The sequence below is a fragment of the Streptomyces sp. DSM 40750 genome (genome assembly GCF_024612035.1).
Taxonomy (GTDB): domain Bacteria; phylum Actinomycetota; class Actinomycetes; order Streptomycetales; family Streptomycetaceae; genus Streptomyces.
The window spans coordinates 5,354,453-5,376,276 of the sequence record NZ_CP102513.1; the positions used below are offsets into that span (position 1 = coordinate 5,354,453).

The following is a 21,824-nucleotide window of genomic DNA, read 5'->3' on the forward strand; positions in this document are numbered from 1 at the left end:
CCGCACCGTACGGAATGAGTCGTCATGCACACCTCCCCCCACGCCTCCGCCCACGCCTCCGCCCTCCCCAACCACCTCGCCGTGCGTGCCGAGTTGGAACAGCTGACCACGGAGGCGTTCCGCCCGGAGCTGGCGGACATCGATCAACTTCCCACCCTCGACATCGCGAAGCTGATGAACGCCGAGGACGCGACCGTGCCGACGGCCGTCTCCGCGCAGTTGCCCCTCATCGCCGCCGCGATCGACGCGATCGCCGAGCGGATGGCCCGGGGCGGGCGGCTGGTCTACGCGGGCGCGGGCACGGCGGGCCGGCTGGGTGTCCTGGACGCGTCCGAGTGTCCGCCGACCTTCAACACGGCCCCCTCCCAGGTCCTGGGCCTGATCGCGGGCGGCAGGGAGGCCATGGTCACCTCGATCGAGGGCGCGGAGGACTCGGCGGAACTGGCCCGCGCCGACCTCGACGCGCTCACCCTCACGCCCGACGACACGGTGGTCGGCGTCTCCGCCTCCGGCCGCACGCCGTACGCGATCGGCGCGGTGGAGCACGCGCGCGCGACCGGCGCCCTGACGGTGGGCCTGTCCTGCAACGCGGCCAGCGCGCTCGCGGCGGCCGCCGATCACGGCATCGAGATCGTCGTCGGCCCCGAACTGGTGACGGGCTCGACCCGCCTCAAAGCAGGCACGGCGCAGAAGCTGGTCCTCAACATGCTCTCGACGGTCACCATGATCCGCCTCGGCAAGACCTACGGAAACCTCATGGTCGACGTCCGCGCCACCAACGACAAACTCCGCGCCCGCTCCCACCGCATCGTCGCCCTCGCCACCGGCGCGACGGACGACGAGATCGAAACGGCCCTCACGGAGTGCGGCGGCCAGGTGAAGCACGCCATTCTCACCATCCTGAGCGGCGTGGACGCAACCACGGCGGCCCGCCTGCTGGCGGAGAACGAGGGACATCTACGAGCGGCCCTGGCGGCGGCCGCGACGACGGGCTGAGCCCCACACGCGGACAGACAGGGCCGACGGACCACGCCCCGAAACGTCCACCGCCGAGCGTCACACCCGGTCTCCGGGGCCACTGTCAGTGGCGTGTGGCACGGTGGTGGGGATCGCTGATGTCTCCCAGGGAAGGCCCGAGCCCGTGAACCACGCCCAGCTCACCGCCCTCGGCCGAGCCCTGCGCCTCCTCGGGGAGCACGGCGAGGCGCTGAACGCCGACACCCCGGACGCGCGGCTGCACGAGGTGAAGGCGGACATCAGACGAGCCCTGGAGCTGCTGGACGACACGGTCACGGCGGCCAAGCCGACGACCCGCTGCGCCGAGCACCCGAACGGCCCGGTCGACGAGGAGGCCCCCGACGGCTGCCTGCTCTGCGAGACCCGCCGCCGCACCGCCCGCCGCTCCCAGCTGAACGGCAGCTACGGCCCGGCCCACCCCACCGGCCCGGTCACCCCGACCCCGTCCCGGTACGGCGTACGGGACGACCGCCCCCAACCCCAGCAGCGCTGGCTCCCGGAAGCGTGGAACGGCCAGGTCTGGCAGCTCTGCGGCACCCCCCGCCGCGACCGCCGCGAGGCCGAGCTCTACCTCACCGCCCAACGCCGCGGCCCCCGCCCCGCCATCGCCTACCGCCTGGTCTACGAGTTCACCGACTACGAGGTGCTCCGCATCTGGGGCGAGCCGGTGCGGGTGGACATCGAGCCGATGGGGAACCTGTAAGCCCTGTCCGGCCGGCACGCGGTGAGGGCGACCCGCCCGCGCGCACAGGCGGTTCACGGACTACGCGGCGTCGCACACCCGTCGATACGGCACCTCGGGAAGGTAGAGCCGCCACTGCTCCCGGGTCAGGCCGCCGTCGGCACGTTGGCACACGGCGGCGGTGGTCCGGTCGGCCGACACCGGATACGTGCGCAACGGGACGTGCGCCCCACTGGCGAGCAGGCTCGCGCCGTCGCGGCTGAAGGCCAGGTCGAGGATCCCGTCCCCGGAGGTGGGCAGCGGGGAACCGAGGGGCTGGGCGCTCGCGACGTCCCACAGGCGCAGGGTGCCGGACGCGCCGCCGACCGCGAGGGTCTTCCCGTCGGGGGAGAAGGCGAGCGCGGAGACGGGTTCCCCCTCCACTTCCGGCCCGTCGCTTGGCGACATCGCCGCGAGCTCGTCCTGCTGCGTCCCCACGAAGGCGGCGAGCCGGTGTACCACCGGGCCGTCCCACAAGTGGACCCAGCCGGTCGAGTCACCCGCCGCGAGCCGGTCGCCCGCCGGGGAGAACCGCAGGACACCGACGCCCTCCGGGCTGAGCGACCGGTTGGTGGTGCGCCCGGCGGGCAGTTCGGTGACACGGCCGGTCACCGTGGCCATGAGGCGTCCGCCGGGCCCGAGGTCCAGCGCTCGGGCGGGGATCCCGTTCCCCGGCAGGCTGACGCCCGTCACCAGGGCGGAAGCGGGCGCGTCCGGATACTCCACTCGCCGTTCCCGCTTGCCGTCGCGTACGCCCCACTGCTCCCATCCAGCGTCCCCGAACCGGTGCACCAGCAGCGAGTTCGAGTCGGCGGAGAGCGCGAGACCGTCCACGTGGAACTCCTCGGATCCGGCACGGAGATCCAGCGACGCCGTCCGGCGCCCGCGCCCGATGTCCCAGACGGTGACGGGAGCCGTCGCCCCGGCACCGGCGGAGGCGTTCCCGCCGTCCTCCCCGGGGGACGGGGTCTCGTGGGGGAGGTCGTCGGGAAGGTCGTCGAGGCTGAGGGGGTCGTCGGAAGTGGGTTCGACCGAGGGCTCCCCGGACGGCATGGACGGCATGGACGGCATGGGAAGCGGCTCGGGATCGTCCGGCAGGACGATACCGCCCGAGGCGTCGGTCGGGCGCTCCTCCGCGCTGGTGCCGTAGGCGAGCGTCCGCCCGTCGGAGCCGAAGGCGAGCAGTACGACGCACGTGTCCTCGTCTCCTGACGGACAGGGCGCCGAGGGGAGTGCGCGGCGAGTGCCGTCGCCGGTGCGCCGCAACTCGAACCGGGCCGTGCCGGCGGTCGCGGACACCCGGGCCAGCAGCGTTCCGTCCGGGCCGAACCGCGCGTCGACGGGCGGTGACTCCTCCCACCGCGAGGTGGTGGTGACCGTGTCGAAGGCGACCGTACGGACCCGCGTGGTCCTGCCCCCCGAGGCGGCCAGATAGCGCACCACCCCCTGGGCGGCATCGATCCGCAGGTCGACGACCTTCTCCTGACGGAGGGCGAAGCGGAGGACGGTACGGGATTCGCTGCCCAGCCGCCACAGCCCGATCCCCGTGTCGTTGTACGCGGCCATATAGGCGCCGTCGGCACTGAAGGCGACACCGCCGGGTGTGCGGAAGGGGAGCAAGGGCAGCTTTTCGCCGGTGTCCGTGTCCCACATGCGTATGCCGTCGTCGGTGAGGGCGACGAGCCTGTTGCTCCTCGGAACGAACCGCGGGCGATACGCGGAATCACAGACCGAGGGCGACGCGTCGGTCACCCAGCGGGCGTTCACCCGGCGGTTCTCACGGACCTTCCACACCTGAAGGGAACCGGAATCCGTGCACAGTGCCACCAGCCGGTCGTCGGCGCTCACCCCGGCCATGTCCCGGCTCGTCTCTTCCACCGAATCCGTGCCCCCCTCGGCAGGCGGGACATCCAAGCTGCTGAGCGCCCGTTCACCGTCGTTGGTGATGACCCTGCCTTGCAGCGCGGTACCGGCGGTGAACAGCACACGCCGCGTGGCGAGATCCCACAGCCTCACCCCTTCGTCATCGTCCTCCCCCGGGAGCGTCCCCGAGAAGGACAGAGCGGTCCGGCCGCTGGGACCGAACACGGGCTGCCAGAAGTCCTCGGGGAACGGCTTGCCTCTGTCGGTCGGACCTCCGGAGACGTCATGGAGATACGTCCCTTGATCGGGCCCGGTCGCCAGCATCCGCCGCCCGTCGGGGGACAGATCCAGCCATCCCCACTCCTCGCCGTCTCCCCACTCCGCCGATTCCTCCGCCAGCAGTTCCCTGTCCTGATGCGCGGACACGTCCCATGCCCGGACCTTCGCCCCCGCCTCGACGAGGGTCCGGCCGTCGGCACTGAGGAGCGGCTGCACGGCCTGCTCCGCATCCGCGATCGGCAGGGTGAGCGCGTCGACTTCCGGCTGGGTGGCCGCCTCCAGCAGTGCCGCCCGGGTCTCGGTGGTGTCGCTGATCCGCCGGGCCGCCGCGCTGAGCCGCATGGACAGCACCGGGTCGGAACTCCGCAGGGAGTCGGCGAGGGCGGCGACCCTGCGGGCGGCGGCCTCCTCGCGGCGCCGGTCGGCCTCGCCGTCCCGTTGCCAGGCCACCGACAGGGCGACAAGCAGCGCGACGACGGTCGTCCCCGCCACGACCCGCAGCACACGCCACCGCCGCCGCTCCCGCCGACGGGCGAACCGGCTCGCGAGCAGGAAGTCCCTCTCACCCGGAGTGAGTTCATCGAAAGCCGTATCACCGCCACCCGCGAACGCCCCCTCCGCCTCCGCCAACCGAACCCCCCGATAAAGCGCCCCCGAATCGCGGCCCGACTTCTCCCAGCCGTGGGCGTCCTGAGTGAGTCGGCGGTGGAGCAGAAGCCGACGGCGGTTCTCGTCGATCCAGGCCCGCAGGCGTGGCCAGGCGGTCAGCAGGGCCTCGTGCGCGAGGTCGACGGTGTCGCCATCGAGGATCAGCAGCCGGGCCCGGGCGAGCCGTTCGAGCACCTCGTCGACCCCGGCCGGGTCGGGCCCGCCGACGGCGTGCAGTTCGGCGCGCTCGGCGGGGCGGCGGGTGTCGGGAGCGCCCTCGGAGCTGTACTGATCGGAGGGGCCCTCCCCGGGAAGCCGCTCCCCAGGCGTGACCAGGCGCAACAACACCCGGCGGGCCAGCGCGGCCTGGCCGGGGGACAGGTCGGCGTAGACAGTCTCGGCGGTCTGGGCGATGGCGCCGCGCAGCCCGCCGGCGGCCTCGTAGGAATCGAGCGTGAGGTTACGTCCGATGCGGCGGCGCCAGGTCTCCAGCAGGGCATGGGACATCAGCGGCAGCCCGCCGGGCTCGCCGAGGGTCTCCGCGACCAAGCGGTCGGTCAACTCCCGTCGTACGAAGAGGCCTCGCTCCCGCGCGGGCTTGGAGACGGCCTCGCCCAGTTCCTCCTTCGTCATGGGGCCGACCGGCAGCGCGGCCTCGCGCAGTACGTCGGCCAGCCCCGGGTGCTGAAGGCAACGGCCGTAGAAGTCGGCGCGGATTCCCAGGACCACACGCAGCCGCCTCGCGGGGTCGCGGGCGGCGGCGAGCAGTTCCTCGACAAAGCCGGCTCGCGCGTCCCGGTCGTCGTAGAGCGTGAAGAGTTCCTCGAACTGGTCCACGATCACGACCGTCTCGCCCACCCCCGGCGCGGGGACCAGCGCCTTCCGCAGCCGGTCGAAGGGCCGGCCGCCGGGCGTGAGAGGACGAATCGAGGCCGGCCGCTCGCGGCGACCGGTGCCCCCGCCGTCCCCGCCGCCCTCGTCGTTCCGCTCCAGACGAGGGACGAGCCCCGCGAGGAGCAGCGAGGACTTGCCGCTGCCGGACGGCCCGATCACGGCCGTGCACCGATGGGTGTCCACGAGAGCGAGGAGTTCGGCGGTCAGCCGGTCCCGTCCGAAGAACAGCCCGCTGTCATCCCGCCCGAACGCGGCCAGCCCCCGGTACGGCGACGGCCCGTCCCCCTCCTCCTCCGCACGGCCTTGGACCTCGGCCTCCCGTACCTGCCGGGCCAGATCCCGCCAACGGCGCTCCCACTCCTGGAGGTCCTCCCCGGCGCCCCCGCAGGCCGCGACATAGGCGAGGGTGACCTCCAGCGACGGCAGCTTCTTCCCCTGGGCCGCCGTGGAGAGCGCCACCGACGAGTAGCCCGCCTTCGCGGCCATCCTCCGGTACGTCAGCCCGCCCGGCACCGCCTCGCGCAACCGACGTAACTCGGACGCGAACTCCTGCACCGGGCCCGCCGAGGGATCCTCCGGCTTCTCGGGACGCCCCACGATTCCCCCGCTTCCGACACCGCGCTCTGGTCACAGACCCCGTCACGGTACGCAGGCTCATCCGTTTTTGATAAGTCCCAGGTCAGCCCGGTGCTTATCAACGTTCCAGCCGCTGAAGTCGAGTTCAGGCAGGGCGAACGGCCCAGCCGGCAAGCACGCAGACAGACAGCGAAAGGAAACGACATGCTTCTCAAGCACAGCGGCATCGGAGCGGCGACCCTGGCGGTCGCACTCGGACTGGGCCTCGCCCCCGCGGCCGACGCCTTCGACGCGAAGCCCGCCGAGACGTCCGTGGCCACCGTCACCGACTCCAATCGGGGCGCGGCCCAGGGCGAGGTGAAGGCCGCCGCCAAGTGGCACCGCCAGTGGGGGCCGACCGCGGTTCCCGCCAAGTACTTCCAGACCCACACCAAGTGGGTGTCCAGCGCCTTCGTCGCGAGGGGCACGTCCACCGGCGTCCACTTCAACTGCTCGAACGGCGGTGACGGGGCGAGGATCAAGGCCCAGATCTGGGACGTCGAGAACCGCAAGTACGTCGCCGTCAAGGGCAACACGGGCTACCACCTCTGCAACAAGGCAGGGAAGTGGATCCAGACAAAGAAGAGCCACAAGGGCAACGCCCTGAAGGTGGTGCTGCTCAAGCAGGGCAAGGCCCACACCGTGTACGAACTCGCGGGATACGACTGGCGCTGAGCGCGGTAGGCGCGACCGACCACACCCGGCGGCACCTCGACGGTGCCGCCGGGCACGGCCACGCCTAACACGGCAGCCGGCCCTCCCTGTTCACCTGCCGCACCCGTGCCCGCAGCACCTCCCCCGGCGGTGCCTCCCGCAGCGCCTCCGGTGGACAGTCCCACTCCCGGCCGCCACCCACGGGCCGTAGCTGCACGTAACCGCCCTCCTCCCCCATCACCTCGCCGAGCCGCCCGTCGCGTACGTCCACGGCGTACGACCGCCGCCGGGCGCTCACGTCTCCGCCGCCTTCCGCAGTACGGCGGCCAGGCGGGCGGCGACCTGGAGGTTGCAGCAGCCCAACTCGACGAGCGGGAACGGCAGTTCGCTGGCGCCGGTCACCGGGTCGACGCGCAGGGACGGCAGGATGATGCCGACGCCGCGCAGGGCCTGGTCGAGCTGTTCGACGGCCTCCTCGGTCGTCCGCGCCAGGATGCGCCCCGTCGTGCCCCGCCCGTTCGCCGCTCTGTTCTTCACGTCCACTTCCTCCACGCTGGGTTTCCGCTTCACCACACAGCGTGGCCGACAGCCCTCTAGCCTGACCAGATACGACGCCCCAACAGGGGGACTGCTGGACAGGAAGCGGTGGCCATGCCAGGACCGAAGGACCTCGACCCGTCGTCGTCACCCCGGGCACTCCTGGGCGCCGAGCTGCGCCACGCCAGGGAGAGGGCGGGGCTCAGCCAGGAGGAGTTGGGCCAGCGGTTGTTCGTGAGCGGTTCGTTCGTGGGGCAGCTGGAGTCGGCCGTACGGCGCCTGCAGCCGGAGATCGCGCGGCTTATTGATGTCGCCCTGGATACGGGGGACTTCTTCAGCCGGAACTGCAAGGCGGTGGCCAAGTCCCGCTATCCCGAGCACTTCACAGAGGCAGCGGAGGCGGAGGCGCTGGCCACGGCGATCCGTGAGTACCAGCCGCTTCTGATCCCCGGGCTGCTCCAGACGCCCGCGTACGCACGGGCCGTGAACCGCGCGTACGCCCCGACGGCACTAGAGGAGACCATCGAGGAGTGGGTGGAGGGCCGGATCGCACGGACCCGCCTTCTCGACGATCCAACAAAGCCCTTGCTGTGGGTGGTGCTTGACGAAGCGGTACTGCGCCGGGAGACCGGCGGCCGGGCCGTGATGGCAGAGGCCCTGACTCACGTCGCGGGCCTGGCCCACCGGAGCCGGGTCATCGTGCAGGTACTGCCGTTCAGCGCGGGAGGGCACACAGCCATGCAGGGCTCGCTGAGGCTGATGGACTTCGAGGACGCCCCTCCACTGGCCTACTTCGAGGGCGTCCGCATCGGACGGCTGGAGGACGACCCGGCCCTAGTCACTCAACTCAAGCTCACCTTCGAACTCCTCGCGGCCTCCGCGCTCCCGCCAGAGAAGTCCCTGGCCATGGTCGAGGCGTTGGCGCAGGATTATGCCCATGAGGAACATCCCTGACCACGACCTGAGCACCGCCACCTGGCACAAGTCCAGCTACAGCGGCGGTGGCGGCGACAACTGCCTAGAGGTCGCCCGCTGGCGCAAGTCGACCTTCAGCGGAGGCAGCGGAGGCAACTGCCTGGAAGTCGCCAGTGGCCCCCTCCCCGTCGTCCCCGTCCGCGACTCCAAAACCCCCCTCGGCCCGAAGCTCGTGTTCCGGGCCGAGGCGTGGTCCGTGTTCGTCGAGAACCTCAAACGCGACTGACCCGCCCAAGAGGTCAGGATCTGACCTACATGGCTCCTACCGTGAAGCCATGAACACCACCACGAGCACCCCCGCCCCCGCCCTGACCACCGACGAGCGCACCGACCTGCTGGAGACGCTGGCCAAGCACCGCCAGTTCCTGCGTCTCACCACCCGCGACCTCACAGACGAGCAGGCCGGGCAGCGGACCACCGTCAGCGAACTGTGCCTCGGCGGCCTGATCAAGCACGTCACGTCGGTGGAACGGGGCTGGGTGGACTTCATCCTGAACGGCCCGTCGGCGATGGGCGACTTCACCGCCATGACGGAGGAGGACTGGGCCCGCCGGGCGGACGAGTTCCGGATGCTGCCCGGCGAGACGCTGGCGGACGTGCTGGCCGCGTACGCCGAGACAGCCAACCGGACGGCCGAAGTCGTCGCCGCCCTGCCCGACCTGGGCGCCTCCCACCCGCTGCCCAAGGCCCCGTGGTTCGAGGCCGACACGCGGTGGTCGGCCCGGAGGACTCTGCTGCACATCATCGCCGAGACCGCCCAGCACGCCGGCCACGCCGACATCATCCGAGAGTCCCTGGACGGCGCCAAGACCATGGGCTGACGCACCGGCAGAACGGGTCCCGAAGCTCAAGCCCCCAGCTTCGAGCCCTCTTTGTAAGGAATGGGAGGTGGGCCTCACCCCACCCTCCCACCCGGCGTGTTGACTTGCCGCATTCGGCTTGCCACGCACGGTGACGTTGCTGATAGCGTGCGCGCAGACGAAACAGCCCCCGCCAGGTGTTACCAGCACCTGCGGGGGCTTGACCTACGAGATCGAAGGACAAGTTCGATCCCCATGGCTGCTGCCCAGCTTAGTGCTGCCTCCCTGCCCGCGCACGCGGTCCCGACCCCGTGCCCCCACCCGCCCATGGCCAACCCGGGCTACGGCAAACGCACCGCCCCCGGCCAACGCCCCCGCACAGCCCACGACTTCGCGCACCTCCCACCCCGCGAAGCAGCCATCGCCGCGTTCATCGACCGCCTCCCCGACGGCGCCGACATCTCCGTGAAGACGCTGGCCAAGACACTCCCGTACGGCCAATGCGCCCTCCGCACGGCCCTCAACAGGCTTCAGGAGGCGGGCCACTTGCGGCGGGGCCGTGAGTGCGTGACCACAGACTTGGGCAGTTCGCGCTGGATCACCTGTTTCTTGCGAGGAGGCCCCGGCGTTCACGCCGGGGAGGAATCGCATCCGGACGTTGCGACGCGGAGCGTCGCCGCATCCGGTTCAGGGCACGGAGCACCTGTAGGGCTGTCGGCATCACCGAGGTGATGCGAACGCGTGTGCCTGTGGTCGCTGGTCGGGGTGGTGGCTGTGGGATCGGGGCGTGTTTGTGCGGCTGTCGTACGTATGGTCCTTCGCACGGTTGGCTTCGGGACGGTGCGGTGTCCCGGCCGGGTGGCTGTGAGGGGGCGAGATGGTTCAGGTGGGGGCGGCTGCGGGGGCCGGGCATGCCCGATACACCTACCGGCTGCGCGTGTCGTCCGCTGCCCGCACCGCCCTGGCGGCGGAGTGGGACCGGTGCCGCTGGCTGTGGAACGAATGCGTCGCCAAGTCCAGGGCCGTACACCTGCACAACAAGTCCACCGGCCAGAAGACCACGTGCGGCCCGGCTCAGCTCGACCGGATGCTGACCGAAGCCCGCGCCCATGTGCCGTGGCTGCGTGAGGGCTCGTCGGTTGTCCAGCAGCAGGCCATCCGCGACTTCGGCCGCTCCCGCGCCAAGGCCCACAAGGACATCAAAGAGCGCCTGCCCATGGCACGCCGGGCCGGGATGCCCACGTACAAGAGGAAACGCGAGGCGCTGGCGACCCTCAACTACACCAAGCGCGGGTTCCGGTTGAAGGACGGCCGGCTGCATCTGGCGGGCGGCATCGTCGTGGCCGTGGTGTGGTCGCGGGAGTTGCCGGCGGAGCCGTCCTCGGTACGCGTGTACCAGGACAGCCTCGGGCATTGGTATGGCTCGTTCGTCGTCCCCGCCCAGGTCCATCCCCTGCCGGAGACCGGCCGTGTACTCGGTGTCGACTGGGGCGTGACGGAGACCGCGACCACCACGTCCGACGCGCACGACCTCCCCCATGCCGGGCACGGCAGGAAGGCGAAGGCGAAGCTGACCCGGTATGACCGGATGATGGCCCGCCGCAAGCCGAAGAAGGGCCGGCCCGGATCGAAGGGCTACCGCGAGGCGAAGAAACTGCGGGCGAAGGCGCACAAGAAGGTCGCCAGACAGCGTCAGGACACCGGCCGCAAGTGGGCCAAGAAGGTGGTCCGCGACCACGATGCCATCGCTGTCGAGGACTTCCGCCCGAAGTTCCTGGCCAGGAGCAGCATGGCCCGCAAGGCCGCCGACGCCGCCATCGGCGCCACCAAGGCCGCTCTGATCGAGATGGGCCGCAAGCACGGGCGGGACATCCGCCTTGTACACCCCGCGCACACCACGATGGACTGCGCGCACTGCGATGCGAGAGCCAAGCATCGCCTGCCGCTGGGTGAGCGTACCTACACCTGCACCGCGTGCGGAAACGTGTCCCCCCGGGACAAGAACTCCGCACGCGTCATGCTCGTCCGGGCTGGTCTCAACCCGGCTGGTGCTGATGGCGGAAGACCTCCTGGAGCGCAGCTCCAGGAGGCGGCCTGAGCCAGGAATCCCCTCCCTTCAGGGAGGGGAGGATTCAATTCCCACGACCGCGACACCGACCAGCGCGACCGAATCGACAAGCCTGTCGGCTACGCGGCAGCCGGCATCCCCGTCTACCTCCTCATCGACCGCGACAACAACACCCTCACGGTGTTCAGCGAGCCGAAGGACGGCCGCTATCAGCAGGCGCCCTCCTATCCCTGGGGCGCGACCGTCGAGCTCCCCGCCCCCGTCGATATCACCCTCAGGACCGAGAAGCTCAAGGACTACGCCTGACCTCCGATGCCGGGCCCGCAGCACCCCTGGACCCGGCATCGTCACCCGCGCGAACGCCTACTTGAACGGAACGTTCACGCAGGCCAGCCGGGTCCCGGCCGTCCCCGCGTGCCCCTCGTGCGTGGACGTGGCCGCCTCGTGCAGCACCACGGAACGGGCCCCGCCCTCACGGAAACGCCAGTCGACGATGCCGACGGAACGCGCGGAGCCGTCCTCGTTCGTCGTCACGTCCAGCCACACCTCGTTCTCGGCGTTGGCGTACTCCGGGTCCACGGACGGCTGCTTCGGGTCCGCCTCGTCCTGGTAGTGCGGCCCGGCGTCGGCGGGCAGCTTGCCGCAGGGCTTGGTGTGGACGTGGGCGCCGTACGTACGGTTCGCGACGAGGTCCCGCAGCCGCAGCTCGATCCGCGTACCGCCGTCCCGCCGCAGCTCCTCCTTGACCTGCACCCGCCCGGCCACCGGCACCAGTTCGGTGTTGTAGGTGACCGCCGGCGCCACGTCAGCGGTGCCGGCCGGGGCGAACACCGTCTTGACGACGACCTTCTCCACCGGCCTGGTGACCGTGACCTCGGCCGAGGCGTCCACCTTGACGTCGGCCGGGGTCTCGCTGGCGCCCGCGGTGGCGGCGACGGCGAGACCGCCGGCGACAGCCGCCACGGCGGCACCGGCCGCGATGAAGCGCTTGTTCTTGAGGGTGAGCTTGTGTCGTGCCATTGGATCTCTCGTCCCGTTCGTGGGGGGTGAAGGGGAGCGGCCGCACACAACAGAGCACCCCAACTGCCGCCGGAAAAGCGGCAGTTGGGGTGCCGTGCGACGCTGCGGTCTCGACCCTACAGCGACGCATATGACGGAATTGAATCACTACCGCCGGGTACTGGGGAGACTTGGCGAAAGGTCCCCGGATCGGCGGCGGCTCGGATCAGCGGCGCCTCAGCTGAGCGAACCCAGCGCCGCCGGCTCGAACGCCTTCAGCTCGCCGAAGCGGCCGTCGAGCACCTTCGCCGCCCACTCCGGGTCCTGGAGCAGCGCGCGGCCCACGGCGACCATGTCGAACTCCTCGGCCTCCAGGCCGTCCAGCAGGTCGTCGATGGCCTTGGTCTGGGACCCCTCACCGGCGAACGCGGTGATGAACTCGCCGTCCAGACCGACCGAGCCGACGGTGATGGTGGGCTTGCCGGTGAGCTTCTTCGTCCAGCCCGCGAGGTTGAGCTCGGAGCCCTCGAACTCCGACTGCCAGTAGCGGCGCGTGGAGGCGTGGAAGGCGTCGACACCGGCCGCCGCGAGCGGGGTCAGCAGCGCCTCCAGCTCCTCCGGCGTCTCGGCGAGCCGCCCGTCGTACGCCTCCTGCTTCCACTGCGAGTAGCGGAAGATGACGGGGAAGGTCGCGGACACGGAGTCCCGTACGGCCGCCACGATCTCCGCCGCGAACTTCGTACGGGCGACGAGGTCACCGCCGTAGGCGTCCGTACGGCGGTTGGTGCGCTCCCACAGGAACTGGTCGATCAGGTAGCCGTGGGCGCCGTGGAGTTCGACGCCGTCCATGCCGATGCGCTCGGCCTCGGCGGCGGACTTGGCGAACGCGGCGATGACCTCGTCGATGTCGGCCTGCGTCATGGCCCGGCCGCCCTCCGCCTCGGTGCCGTCGACCCGCAGGCCGGACGGACCGAGGACCGGGGCCTCGGGGAAGAGCTTGCCCTGCTGCCGGACGGTCCCGATGTGCCACAGCTGCGGCACGATCGTGCCGCCGCCCGCGTGCACGGCCTCCGCGACCTTCGCCCACCCGGCGAGCTGCTCCTCACCGGCGAACCGCGGCACCCCGTCCAGGTCCCCGGCCGTCTCGTGCCCGACGTACGTCCCCTCGGTCACGATCAGGCCCACCCCCGCGGCCGCCCGCCGTCCGTAGTACGAGGCCACGTCCGCGCCGGGCACACCGCCGGGCGAGAACACCCGCGTCATGGGCGCCATGGCGATCCGGTTCGGGACGGTCAGGCCGTTGATCGTGACGGGGCGGGACAGAATCTCGGCGGCACGGGAGGTGGCGGCGGTGGTCACGTAGAGGCTCCTCGGAGAGGGTCATCAGGACATCGTGTGGAATATGCACTACATGCGCACGCATATAGCGCCACTCCGCACAACCGCCCTGCCCGTCACCGAATTCCGCCGCCGCGCGCCGCCCGCTGTGACCCCGGACACGCCCGCCGGGATGTCCTGGGCGCCCACCGGTTCCGGACACGGGTTCCGGACACGCCCGAGGGCGGCACCCCCTGCGTCCAGGGGGTGCCGCCCTCGGTACTGAAGGACGGTGATCGACCAGGGTCGATCAGAAGTCCATGTCACCGCCCGGCATACCGCCGCCGGCGGGCGCGGCGGCCTTCTCCGGCTTGTCGGCGATGACGGCCTCGGTGGTGAGGAAGAGCGCGGCGATGGAGGCGGCGTTCTGCAGGGCAGAGCGCGTGACCTTCGCCGGGTCGATGATGCCTTCGGCGATCATGTCGACGTACTCACCGGTCGCGGCGTTCAGGCCGTGGCCGACGGGCAGGTTGCGCACCTTCTCGACGATGACGCCACCCTCGAGACCACCGTTGACGGCGATCTGCTTGAGCGGGGCCTCCAGGGCGAGCTTCACGGCGTTGGCGCCGGTCGCCTCGTCACCCTCGAGCTCCAGCTTCTCGAAGACCGAGGAGGCCTGGAGCAGGGCCACGCCACCACCGGCGACGATGCCCTCCTCGACGGCCGCCTTCGCGTTGCGAACGGCGTCCTCGATGCGGTGCTTGCGCTCCTTGAGCTCGACCTCGGTCGCGGCACCGGCCTTGATGACGGCCACGCCGCCCGCGAGCTTCGCCAGGCGCTCCTGGAGCTTCTCGCGGTCGTAGTCCGAGTCGCTGTTCTCGATCTCGGCGCGGATCTGGTTGACCCGGCCGGCGACCTGGTCGGTGTCACCGGAGCCGTCGACGATCGTGGTCTCGTCCTTGGTGATGACGATCTTGCGGGCGCGGCCCAGGAGGTCCAGGGTCGCGTTCTCCAGCTTGAGACCGACCTCCTCGGAGATGACCTCGCCGCCCGTGAGGATGGCGATGTCGCCGAGCATGGCCTTGCGGCGGTCACCGAAGCCCGGAGCCTTGACGGCGACGGACTTGAAGGTGCCACGGATCTTGTTGACGACCAGGGTCGACAGGGCCTCGCCCTCGACGTCCTCGGCGATGATCAGCAGCGGCTTGCCCGACTGCATGACCTTCTCCAGGAGCGGGAGCAGGTCCTTGACGTTGGTGACCTTGGAGTTGGCGATGAGGATGTAGGGGTCCTCCAGGACCGCCTCCATGCGCTCCATGTCGGTCGCGAAGTACGCCGAGATGTAGCCCTTGTCGAAGCGCATACCCTCGGTGAGCTCCAGCTCCAGACCGAAGGTCTGGGACTCCTCGACGGTGATGACGCCTTCCTTGCCGACCTTGTCCATGGCCTCGGCGATGAGCTCGCCGATCTGGGTGTCGGCGGCGGAGATGGAGGCCGTGGAGGCGATCTGCTCCTTGGTCTCGACCTCCTTGGCCTGGTCGAGCAGCGCACCGGAGACGGCCTCGACGGCCTTCTCGATGCCGCGCTTCAGGGCCATCGGGTTGGCGCCGGCCGCCACGTTGCGCAGGCCCTCGCGGACGAGCGCCTGGGCGAGAACGGTGGCCGTGGTCGTACCGTCGCCGGCGACGTCGTCCGTCTTCTTGGCGACTTCCTTGACCAGCTCGGCGCCGATCTTCTCGTACGGGTCCTCGAGCTCGATCTCCTTGGCGATGGAAACACCATCGTTGGTGATCGTGGGCGCGCCCCACTTCTTCTCGAGGACGACGTTGCGGCCCTTGGGGCCAAGGGTGACCTTGACGGCGTCGGCGAGCTGGTTCATCCCGCGCTCGAGACCGCGCCGTGCCTCCTCGTCGAACGCGATGATCTTGGCCATGTGAAGTGGTCCTCCCGGACAGGGGGTGGATTTCTCCGGACCGCGCTGGCGCCCGCGACGGACGGCCTGCCTGCCTCGTGGTTCCTTGCCCCACATGGCCTGCGGGCCTCACCGACCCGGTCCTCGTTGTCACTCTCACCTTCAGAGTGCTAACGCCAATGATTAGCACTCGGCATGGTCGAGTGCAAGCGCCTCCAGGTGATCCGCAGGTGAACGCGCCCCCGCGCGCCCTCTCGGTGATCCGCGGTGAACGCGCCCCGCGCCCTCGGCACCCCTCACACGCAGGAGGGCCCGCACCCCTGTGCGGGGTGCGGACCCTCCCGAAAAGAACGAAGAACGTCGCTGCGTTGAAACCCGGCGCGTTACTTCAGCCGGCCGCGAGTCGGACCATGTCCGCCTGCGGCCCCTTCTGACCCTGCGAGATCTCGAACTCGACCCGCTGGCCCTCTTCCAGGGTGCGGTAACCGTCCATCTGGATCGCGCTGTAGTGGACGAATACATCCGCACCACCGTCGACCGCGATGAAGCCGTACCCCTTCTCCGCGTTGAACCACTTGACGGTGCCCTGAGCCATGCCTAACTCCCCTATTACTGGCCCTTGCACAGATCCACACTTCGCGGATCCGGGTCAGACCTCACCCCCCAACGGTTGGGGGTGTGCGCCGGAACGCGTCGACCGCGGCCGAATGTATCTGTCCAACTGCCCTCTGCAACAGGTCAATCGGACGAGAATTCTGGACACGACCGGTCGGGAATGTACGAACAATTCCCCCGAATTCAGGGCAAGTCGGGCCCCACAAAAGGAACGAAACACGCAAAAGCCATGCACACTTTGGCTACTTCATATAGGGCGTGCGGCGCGATCAGATATGCGCCCGGCATGAAATCACTACGCCGATCGATCCGGGTTCCCCAACTGTACCGCGCTCAATCATAGAGAATTGCCCCCTCCGCTTCTCTCGCGGAGAGGGCAATTCGATGAACGCTCGGTAATCAGTGTTACCCACGGTTACTACCGACGGGTACTGACCACGGGTCAGCCGCCGGCGACCGCCGGGATGATCGACACGCCCGCACCGTCCGGCGTGGCCGTCTCCAGTCCCTGCTCGAACCGGACATCGTCGTCATTCACGTACACATTCACGAACCGGCGCAGCTTGCCCTGATCGTCCAGAACCCGGGCGGCGATGCCGTTGTGGTTCTTCTCCAGGTCGGCGATCACCTCAGCGAGGGTGGCCCCTTCGGCGGCGACCTCGGCCTTGCCGCCGGTGTAGGTGCGAAGGATGGTGGGGATACGGACGGAAACGCTCACGATGGGACCTCCGGTCAGCGGTGTTTTCAGGGGCGCGGGGAACTGCGCGACCAGCCCCCACCGGCCCGCAGACGAACGACTACCAGGCCTTACGCAAGCCCGGCCTCACGGAACGAATCAAGGTTGGGCCGAATCGTCGCGGTAAGCCCCGTCCCGGCCACCGCATCCAACGTCTTCAGACCATCCCCGGTGTTGAGCACGACCGTCGTCAGCGCCGGGTCGAGGACACCCGCCTCGATCAGCTTCTTCGTGACGCCGACGGTCACACCACCCGCCGTCTCCGCGAAAATACCCTCGGTCCGCGCCAGCAGCTTGATCGCCTCGACGATCTGCTCGTCGTTCACGTCCTCCACGGCCCCACCCGTACGCCGGGCGATGTCGAGGACATACGGCCCGTCCGCCGGGTTGCCGATCGCGAGCGACTTCGCGATCGTGTTCGGCTTCTGCGGCCGTACGACGTCGTGCCCGGACTTGTAGGCCACCGACACCGGCGAGCATCCCTCGGCCTGCGCACCGAAGATCTTGTACGGCTTGTCCGCGACGAGCCCGAGCTTGATCAGCTCCTGCAGACCCTTGTCGATCTTCGTGAGCTGCGAGCCGGAGGCGATGGGGACGACCAGCTGGTCGGGCAGCTGCCAGCCGAGCTGCTCGCAGATCTCGTACGCGAGGGTCTTGGAGCCCTCCGCGTAGTACGGCCGCAGGTTGACGTTCACGAAGCCCCAGCCCTCGCCGGCCGGGTCGCCGATCAGCTCGGAGCAGAAGCGGTTCACGTCGTCGTAGTTGCCCTCGATGCCGACGAGCTCGCCGCCGTAGATCGCGGCCATGACGACCTTGCCCTGCTCCAGGTCGTGCGGGATGAACACACAGGACCGGAGGCCGGCGCGCGCGGCGGCGGCGCCGACGGCACCGGCGAGGTTGCCGGTGGAGGAGCAGGAGAGGGTGGTGAAGCCGAAGGCGCGGGCCGCCTCCAGGGCCTGGGCGACGACGCGGTCCTTGAAGGAGTGCGTCGGGTTGCCGGAGTCGTCCTTGATGTACAGGCCGCCGGTGACGCCCAGCTCACGCGCGAGGTTGTCGGCCTTGACGAGCTGGGTCCAGCCGGGGTTGATGTTCGGCTTGGTGGCCACGTCGGCGGGGACGGGCAGGAGGGGGGCGTACCGCCAGATGTTCGCGGGGCCGGACTCGATCCGCTTACGCAGCTCCTCCGTGTCGTATGCGGAGTAGTCGTACGCGATCTCCAGCGGCCCGAAACACTCCTCGCAGGCGAAGACCGGTCCGAGGGGGACGCGGTGGCCGCACTCGCGACAGCTCAGTGCGGCGGCGGGGCCGAGGTCGACGGTCTTCGTGGATTCGGTGACAACAGTTTGCGCAGCCATGTGAGGCGAGGCCCTTTCTCCTCATCTTCCTCACGACGCACTTCGCCGTGAGACGGATTTGGCACCTTCCCTAGCCGGGAGCCTCGCGGTGCGATCGTCAATGATCGTCACGAGACCGGCTGGAGGGTTGCCGGGGCTTCAACGGGCCGTATCCCTCTGCCCCTCTGGATGAGCGGTATTCGGTTGTATACGCGGACGAGCCACGACATGCGATGGTCACCAGCGTTGTCCAAGACTGTAACCGAAGGCCAGGACAGTTGAGGAAGCCGTCCGAACCGCGAGATGAACGCAGAGGAGCCGCGCACTGTGCTGAAGGAAGTCGAGCGCTGGCTGAGCACCCGCTCCTGGTCCATGTCCGACCGCCCGCTCCACAAGATCATGGCCGCCAAACGAGCTACGGGCCGGACGGTCAGCGTCGTCCTGCCCGCGCTGAACGAGGAGGAGACGGTCGGCGACATCGTCGCGATCATCCGTCATGACCTCATGCTGCAGGTTCCGCTCGTCGACGAGATCGTGGTCGTCGACTCCGGTTCGACCGACCGTACGTCCGAGGTCGCCGCGGCGGCCGGGGCGAGGGTCGTGCACCGCGACGAGATCCTGCCCCGCCTCCCGGCCGTCCCCGGCAAGGGCGAGGTCCTGTGGCGCTCGCTCCTCGTCACGACGGGCGACATCGTCTGCTTCATAGACGCGGACCTCAAGGAGTTCTCGTCGGACTTCGTCTCCGGGATCGTCGGCCCCCTGCTCACCGATCCCGGCGTCGACCTCGTCAAGGCGATGTACGACCGCCCCCTCGGCTCGGCGGCCGGCCAGGGCGGCCGTGTGACGGAACTCATGGCCCGCCCCCTGCTCAATATGCACTGGCCCCAGCTGGCCGGCTTCGTCCAGCCCCTCGGCGGCGAGTACGCGGCCCGCCGCTCCCTGCTGGAACAGCTCCCGTTCCCGGTGGGATACGGGATCGAACTGGGCATGCTCGTCGACGCGCTCCACCTCGTCGGCCTCGACGCCCTCGCCCAGGTCGACGTCGGCGTCCGCAAACACCGCCACCAGGACGGCCAGGCCCTCGGACGCATGTCAGCGGCCATTTACCGCACCGCGCAACTCCGGCTGGCCCGAGGCCACCTCATCCGTCCCGTCCTGACGCAGTTCGAACGGGGGCGGGAGGGCTTCGAGCCGCGCACCTACTCGGTGGACCTGGAGGAGCGGCCGCCGATGGTGGAGATCGCGGAGTACGAGGAACGAAAGGCCGCGTGATCGAAGGGGTGGGGCTGTGGAGTGGCGGGTGCGGGTGGGTGGGGGTTGCTCGCGCAGTTCCCCGCGCCCCTGAAAAGCAGGGGCTGCGCCCCGTGCTTTTCGGCCCGCAGGGGCCGTGTCCTTCAGGGGCGCGGGGAACTGCGCGAGCAACCACCCACCACCCGCACCCGCCGCAACAACAGTGACCCCCCACCCCCATAGGCGCTCCTGTATACAGCCGACCCGCACGTTTGAGCGCCGAACCCCCGGGCTAGGTTGAGCCGTATGGCATCAACGCACGGTGCACGCATCCTCGTCGCCTCCAATCGAGGCCCCGTCTCGTACGCGCTGGACGAGAAGACCGGCGAACTCACCTCCAAGCGCGGCGGGGGCGGACTGGTGTCCGGCCTCTCCGCGATCGACTCGGAGGCAGGCGCGGTCTGGGTGTGCTCCGCCCTGGGCGACGGCGACCGCGAAGCGGTACGACGCGGTGTCGGCGAGCCCGGCGTCCGCATGCTCGACATCCCCGCCGACGTGCACCACGACGCGTACAACGGCGTGGCCAACTCCACGCTGTGGTTCGTGCACCACATGCTCTACCAGACACCGCTGGAGCCCGTCTTCGACGCGGAGTTCCGGCGCCGGTGGGCGTCGTACGAGACGTACAACCACGCCTTCGCCGAGGCGCTCGCGGAGGAGGCGGCGGAGGGCGCGGCCGTGCTCGTCCAGGACTACCACCTGACTCTGGTCCCCCGGATGCTGCGCGAACTCCGCCCCGACCTGCGGATCGGTCACTTCTCGCACACCCCGTGGGCGCCGGTCGACTACTTCCGGCTGCTGCCCGACGACATCGCCGCGCAGGTGCTCGGCGGGATCCTCGGCGCCGACCGGGCCGCGTTCCTCACGCAGCGGTGGGCGGACGCGTTCACGGAGTGCTGCCACGCGGTACTGGGCCCCGGGATCCCGTCCGGCACCCGGATCGGCGTGCACGGTCTGGGCGCCGACGCGGACTTCCTGCGGGTCCGCGCTCACGAGGCCGACGTCGACGACCGCATGGCCGCGCTGCGGGAGCAGATCGGGACGGCCCCCGACGGCACTGCGCGCCGCACGATCGTCCGCGTCGACCGCACGGAGTTGTCCAAGAACATCGTGCGCGGGCTGCTCGCGTACCGGCAGCTCCTCGACGACCAGCCGTCCTGGCGCGAGCGCGTCGTGCACGTCGCCTTCGCCTACCCGTCACGGCAGGACCTCGCGGTGTACCGGGAGTACACCGCCGAGGTCCAGCGGGTGGCGGACGAGATCAACGAGCGGTACGGGACGCCTGGTTGGACCCCGGTCGTGCTCCATGTGAAGGACGACTTCGCCCGGTCGCTGGCGGCGTACCGGCTGGCCGACGTGGCTCTGGTGAACCCCATCCGGGACGGTATGAACCTCGTCGCCAAGGAGGTGCCGGTGGTGTCCGAGGAGGGGTGCGTGCTGGTGCTTTCGCGGGAGGCCGGGGCGTACGAGGAGTTGGGCGACGACTCGGTGGTGGTGAACCCGTATGACGTGGTCGGTACGGCGAGGGCGTTGCACGAGGCGCTGAGTCTGCCGGGGGGTGAGCGGGCGGAGCGTACGAAGCGGTTGGCCGCGGCGGCTACCGCGTTGCCGCCGACGCAGTGGTTCCTGGATCAGTTGCGGGCGTTGGAGGGGTGAACACGGGCCTCGCCCTCCCGTCAGAGGTGCTCGGCGATCGCCGCCAGTAGGTGTACGACTCCCTGCGGACCGTCCACCACCACGTCCGCCCTCTCCGACAACTCCGTGACCTCCGTGCTGCCGCTGCACACCAGCAGGGCCGGGGTGCCCTCCGTGCGGAGTTTTTCCAGGGTGGCGAAGGCGGGGAGGTCGCCCAGGTCGTCGCCGGCGTAGAGGACGGAGTCGGCGGCGGCTTCTTCCAGGTATTCGCGGAGGGCGACGCCCTTGTCCATGCCCGGGGGGCGGAGTTCGAGGACCATGCGGCCCGGCTCGACGATGAGGCCGTGGCGGGTGGCGAGGTCGGTCAGAGGGGTGCGGAGGGCTTCGAAGGCGGCCTGGGGGTCGGTGGCGCGGCGGGTGTGGACGGCCAGCGCTCGGCCCTTCTCCTCGATCCAGGTGCCCTGCCAGGCGCCGACGCGGTCGAGGAAGCCGGGCAGTTCGGCGCGGACGGCGGCCACGCCTGGGTGCGGGGCGGGGGCGCTGACCGTGCCGGTGACGGCGTCCCAGCGTTCGGCGCCGTAGTGGCCGAGGACGACGAGGTGTTCCAGGCCGGGGACGCCGGCGAAGCCGCCGTGGCGGACGGCGACTGCGGCCGGGCGCCCGGTCACCACGGCGACGGAGGCGACCTTGGGGGCGAGCGCGGCCAGCGCGGCCACCGCGTCGGGGTGGGCGCGGGCCTGTTCGGGGTCGGGCACGATCGGGGCGAGGGTGCCGTCGAAGTCGAGCGCGATCACCGTACGGCCGGGGCCGGCGAGGATCGCGTCCAGCGCGTCCCGTCCGGCCGGGGTCACGGGGGTCGGCAAGGTGGCCTTGGGGTTCTCTGCGTCCTTGTGGCTGCCCATGGGTCCGACCCTA

The 21,824-nt window shown here is 70.2% G+C and carries 19 protein-coding genes, 2 pseudogenes and 1 riboswitch; of the genes and pseudogenes, 11 read left to right on the top strand and 10 right to left on the bottom strand.

The features are described from left to right. The first annotated feature begins 24 nt into the window (after positions 1-24). Together murQ and JIX55_RS23860 are read left to right on the top strand one after the other, a co-directional pair. Positions 25-996 (top strand): N-acetylmuramic acid 6-phosphate etherase, encoded by a 972-nt coding sequence (murQ, locus tag JIX55_RS23855; RefSeq protein WP_257565350.1) that lies wholly within the window; start codon positions 25-27, stop codon positions 994-996. 145 nt (positions 997-1,141) lie between these two features. Then, a complete protein-coding gene (locus JIX55_RS23860) occupies positions 1,142-1,720 on the top strand; it encodes a hypothetical protein (protein ID WP_257565351.1) in 579 nt (192 codons plus the stop codon). Between the two features lie 60 nt (positions 1,721-1,780). Here the strand turns inward: JIX55_RS23860 and JIX55_RS23865 are convergent, their stop codons facing one another. After that, entirely contained in the window at positions 1,781-6,019 is a 4,239-nt protein-coding gene (locus JIX55_RS23865; RefSeq protein WP_257565352.1) for an nSTAND1 domain-containing NTPase, read from the bottom strand. 183 nt (positions 6,020-6,202) lie between these two features. Between JIX55_RS23865 and JIX55_RS23870 the strand changes: the two genes are divergently transcribed. Further along, positions 6,203-6,712, top strand: coding sequence for a hypothetical protein (locus JIX55_RS23870; RefSeq protein ID WP_257565353.1), 510 nt, complete (start codon positions 6,203-6,205; stop codon positions 6,710-6,712). 64 nt (positions 6,713-6,776) lie between these two features. Here the strand turns inward: JIX55_RS23870 and JIX55_RS23875 are convergent, their stop codons facing one another. Together JIX55_RS23875 and JIX55_RS23880 are read right to left on the bottom strand one after the other, a co-directional pair. Beyond that, positions 6,777-6,989, bottom strand: a complete 213-nt coding sequence (locus tag JIX55_RS23875; RefSeq protein WP_257569735.1) for a hypothetical protein — start codon at positions 6,987-6,989, stop codon at positions 6,777-6,779. Next, a complete protein-coding gene (locus JIX55_RS23880; protein WP_257565354.1) occupies positions 6,986-7,228 on the bottom strand; it encodes a hypothetical protein in 243 nt (80 codons plus the stop codon). The genes JIX55_RS23875 and JIX55_RS23880 overlap by 4 nt, the downstream gene beginning before the upstream one ends. 114 nt (positions 7,229-7,342) lie before the next feature. On the opposite strand from JIX55_RS23880, the gene JIX55_RS23885 reads away from it, so the two are divergent. From JIX55_RS23885 to JIX55_RS23910, 6 genes and pseudogenes are all read left to right on the top strand, one after another. Beyond that, positions 7,343-8,182 carry a helix-turn-helix domain-containing protein gene (locus JIX55_RS23885; RefSeq protein WP_257565355.1) on the top strand — a complete coding sequence of 280 codons (840 nt, stop codon included), beginning with the start codon at positions 7,343-7,345 and terminating at the stop codon, positions 8,180-8,182. Continuing rightward, positions 8,166-8,429 carry a DUF397 domain-containing protein gene (locus JIX55_RS23890; protein WP_257565356.1) on the top strand — a complete coding sequence of 88 codons (264 nt, stop codon included), beginning with the start codon at positions 8,166-8,168 and terminating at the stop codon, positions 8,427-8,429. Before JIX55_RS23885 ends, JIX55_RS23890 begins: the two co-directional genes overlap by 17 nt. A gap of 49 nt (positions 8,430-8,478) precedes the next feature. After that, positions 8,479-9,024 (top strand): DinB family protein, encoded by a 546-nt coding sequence (locus JIX55_RS23895; protein WP_257565357.1) that lies wholly within the window; start codon positions 8,479-8,481, stop codon positions 9,022-9,024. Between the two features lie 306 nt (positions 9,025-9,330). Beyond that, positions 9,331-9,606: pseudogene (locus JIX55_RS23900) on the top strand (hypothetical protein); the annotation flags it as partial. 274 nt (positions 9,607-9,880) lie between these two features. Further along, on the top strand, positions 9,881-11,101 hold the full coding sequence (locus JIX55_RS23905; RefSeq protein WP_257565358.1) for an RNA-guided endonuclease InsQ/TnpB family protein: 1,221 nt from the start codon (positions 9,881-9,883) through the stop codon (positions 11,099-11,101). A gap of 39 nt (positions 11,102-11,140) precedes the next feature. Next, positions 11,141-11,377 (top strand): annotated as a pseudogene (locus JIX55_RS23910) (Uma2 family endonuclease); the annotation flags it as partial. A 57-nt stretch (positions 11,378-11,434) separates the two neighbouring features. Here the strand turns inward: JIX55_RS23910 and JIX55_RS23915 are convergent. From JIX55_RS23915 to thrC, 6 genes are all read right to left on the bottom strand, one after another. After that, positions 11,435-12,091: a superoxide dismutase family protein gene (locus JIX55_RS23915; RefSeq protein WP_257565359.1), complete on the bottom strand. Its 657-nt coding sequence runs from the start codon at positions 12,089-12,091 to the stop codon at positions 11,435-11,437. 216 nt (positions 12,092-12,307) lie between these two features. Continuing rightward, positions 12,308-13,429, bottom strand: coding sequence for an NADH:flavin oxidoreductase (locus JIX55_RS23920; RefSeq protein ID WP_257565360.1), 1,122 nt, complete (start codon positions 13,427-13,429; stop codon positions 12,308-12,310). 268 nt (positions 13,430-13,697) lie between these two features. Next, a complete protein-coding gene (gene groL / locus JIX55_RS23925; protein ID WP_257565361.1) occupies positions 13,698-15,320 on the bottom strand; it encodes a chaperonin GroEL in 1,623 nt (540 codons plus the stop codon). Between the two features lie 367 nt (positions 15,321-15,687). Continuing rightward, a complete protein-coding gene (locus JIX55_RS23930; RefSeq protein ID WP_005486335.1) occupies positions 15,688-15,894 on the bottom strand; it encodes a cold-shock protein in 207 nt (68 codons plus the stop codon). Positions 15,895-16,356: 462 nt separating this feature from the next. Continuing rightward, entirely contained in the window at positions 16,357-16,632 is a 276-nt protein-coding gene (locus tag JIX55_RS23935) for a MoaD/ThiS family protein (RefSeq protein WP_257565362.1), read from the bottom strand. Positions 16,633-16,721: 89 nt separating this feature from the next. Continuing rightward, the gene (gene thrC / locus JIX55_RS23940; protein ID WP_257565363.1) at positions 16,722-18,005 is read right to left on the bottom strand and encodes a threonine synthase; all 1,284 of its coding nucleotides are present in this window, start codon (positions 18,003-18,005) and stop codon (positions 16,722-16,724) included. 18 nt (positions 18,006-18,023) lie between these two features. After that, positions 18,024-18,180: riboswitch (SAM riboswitch) on the bottom strand. A 131-nt stretch (positions 18,181-18,311) separates the two neighbouring features. Here thrC and JIX55_RS23945 point away from each other — a divergent pair. Then, positions 18,312-19,256 (top strand): glucosyl-3-phosphoglycerate synthase, encoded by a 945-nt coding sequence (locus JIX55_RS23945; protein ID WP_257565364.1) that lies wholly within the window; start codon positions 18,312-18,314, stop codon positions 19,254-19,256. A gap of 264 nt (positions 19,257-19,520) precedes the next feature. Further along, complete coding sequence (locus tag JIX55_RS23950) at positions 19,521-20,930, top strand: alpha,alpha-trehalose-phosphate synthase (UDP-forming) (protein ID WP_257565365.1); 1,410 nt, start codon at positions 19,521-19,523, stop codon at positions 20,928-20,930. A 20-nt stretch (positions 20,931-20,950) separates the two neighbouring features. Here the strand turns inward: JIX55_RS23950 and otsB are convergent, their stop codons facing one another. Further along, positions 20,951-21,811, bottom strand: coding sequence for a trehalose-phosphatase (gene otsB, locus JIX55_RS23955; RefSeq protein WP_257565366.1), 861 nt, complete (start codon positions 21,809-21,811; stop codon positions 20,951-20,953). Positions 21,812-21,824: the final 13 nt, after the last annotated feature.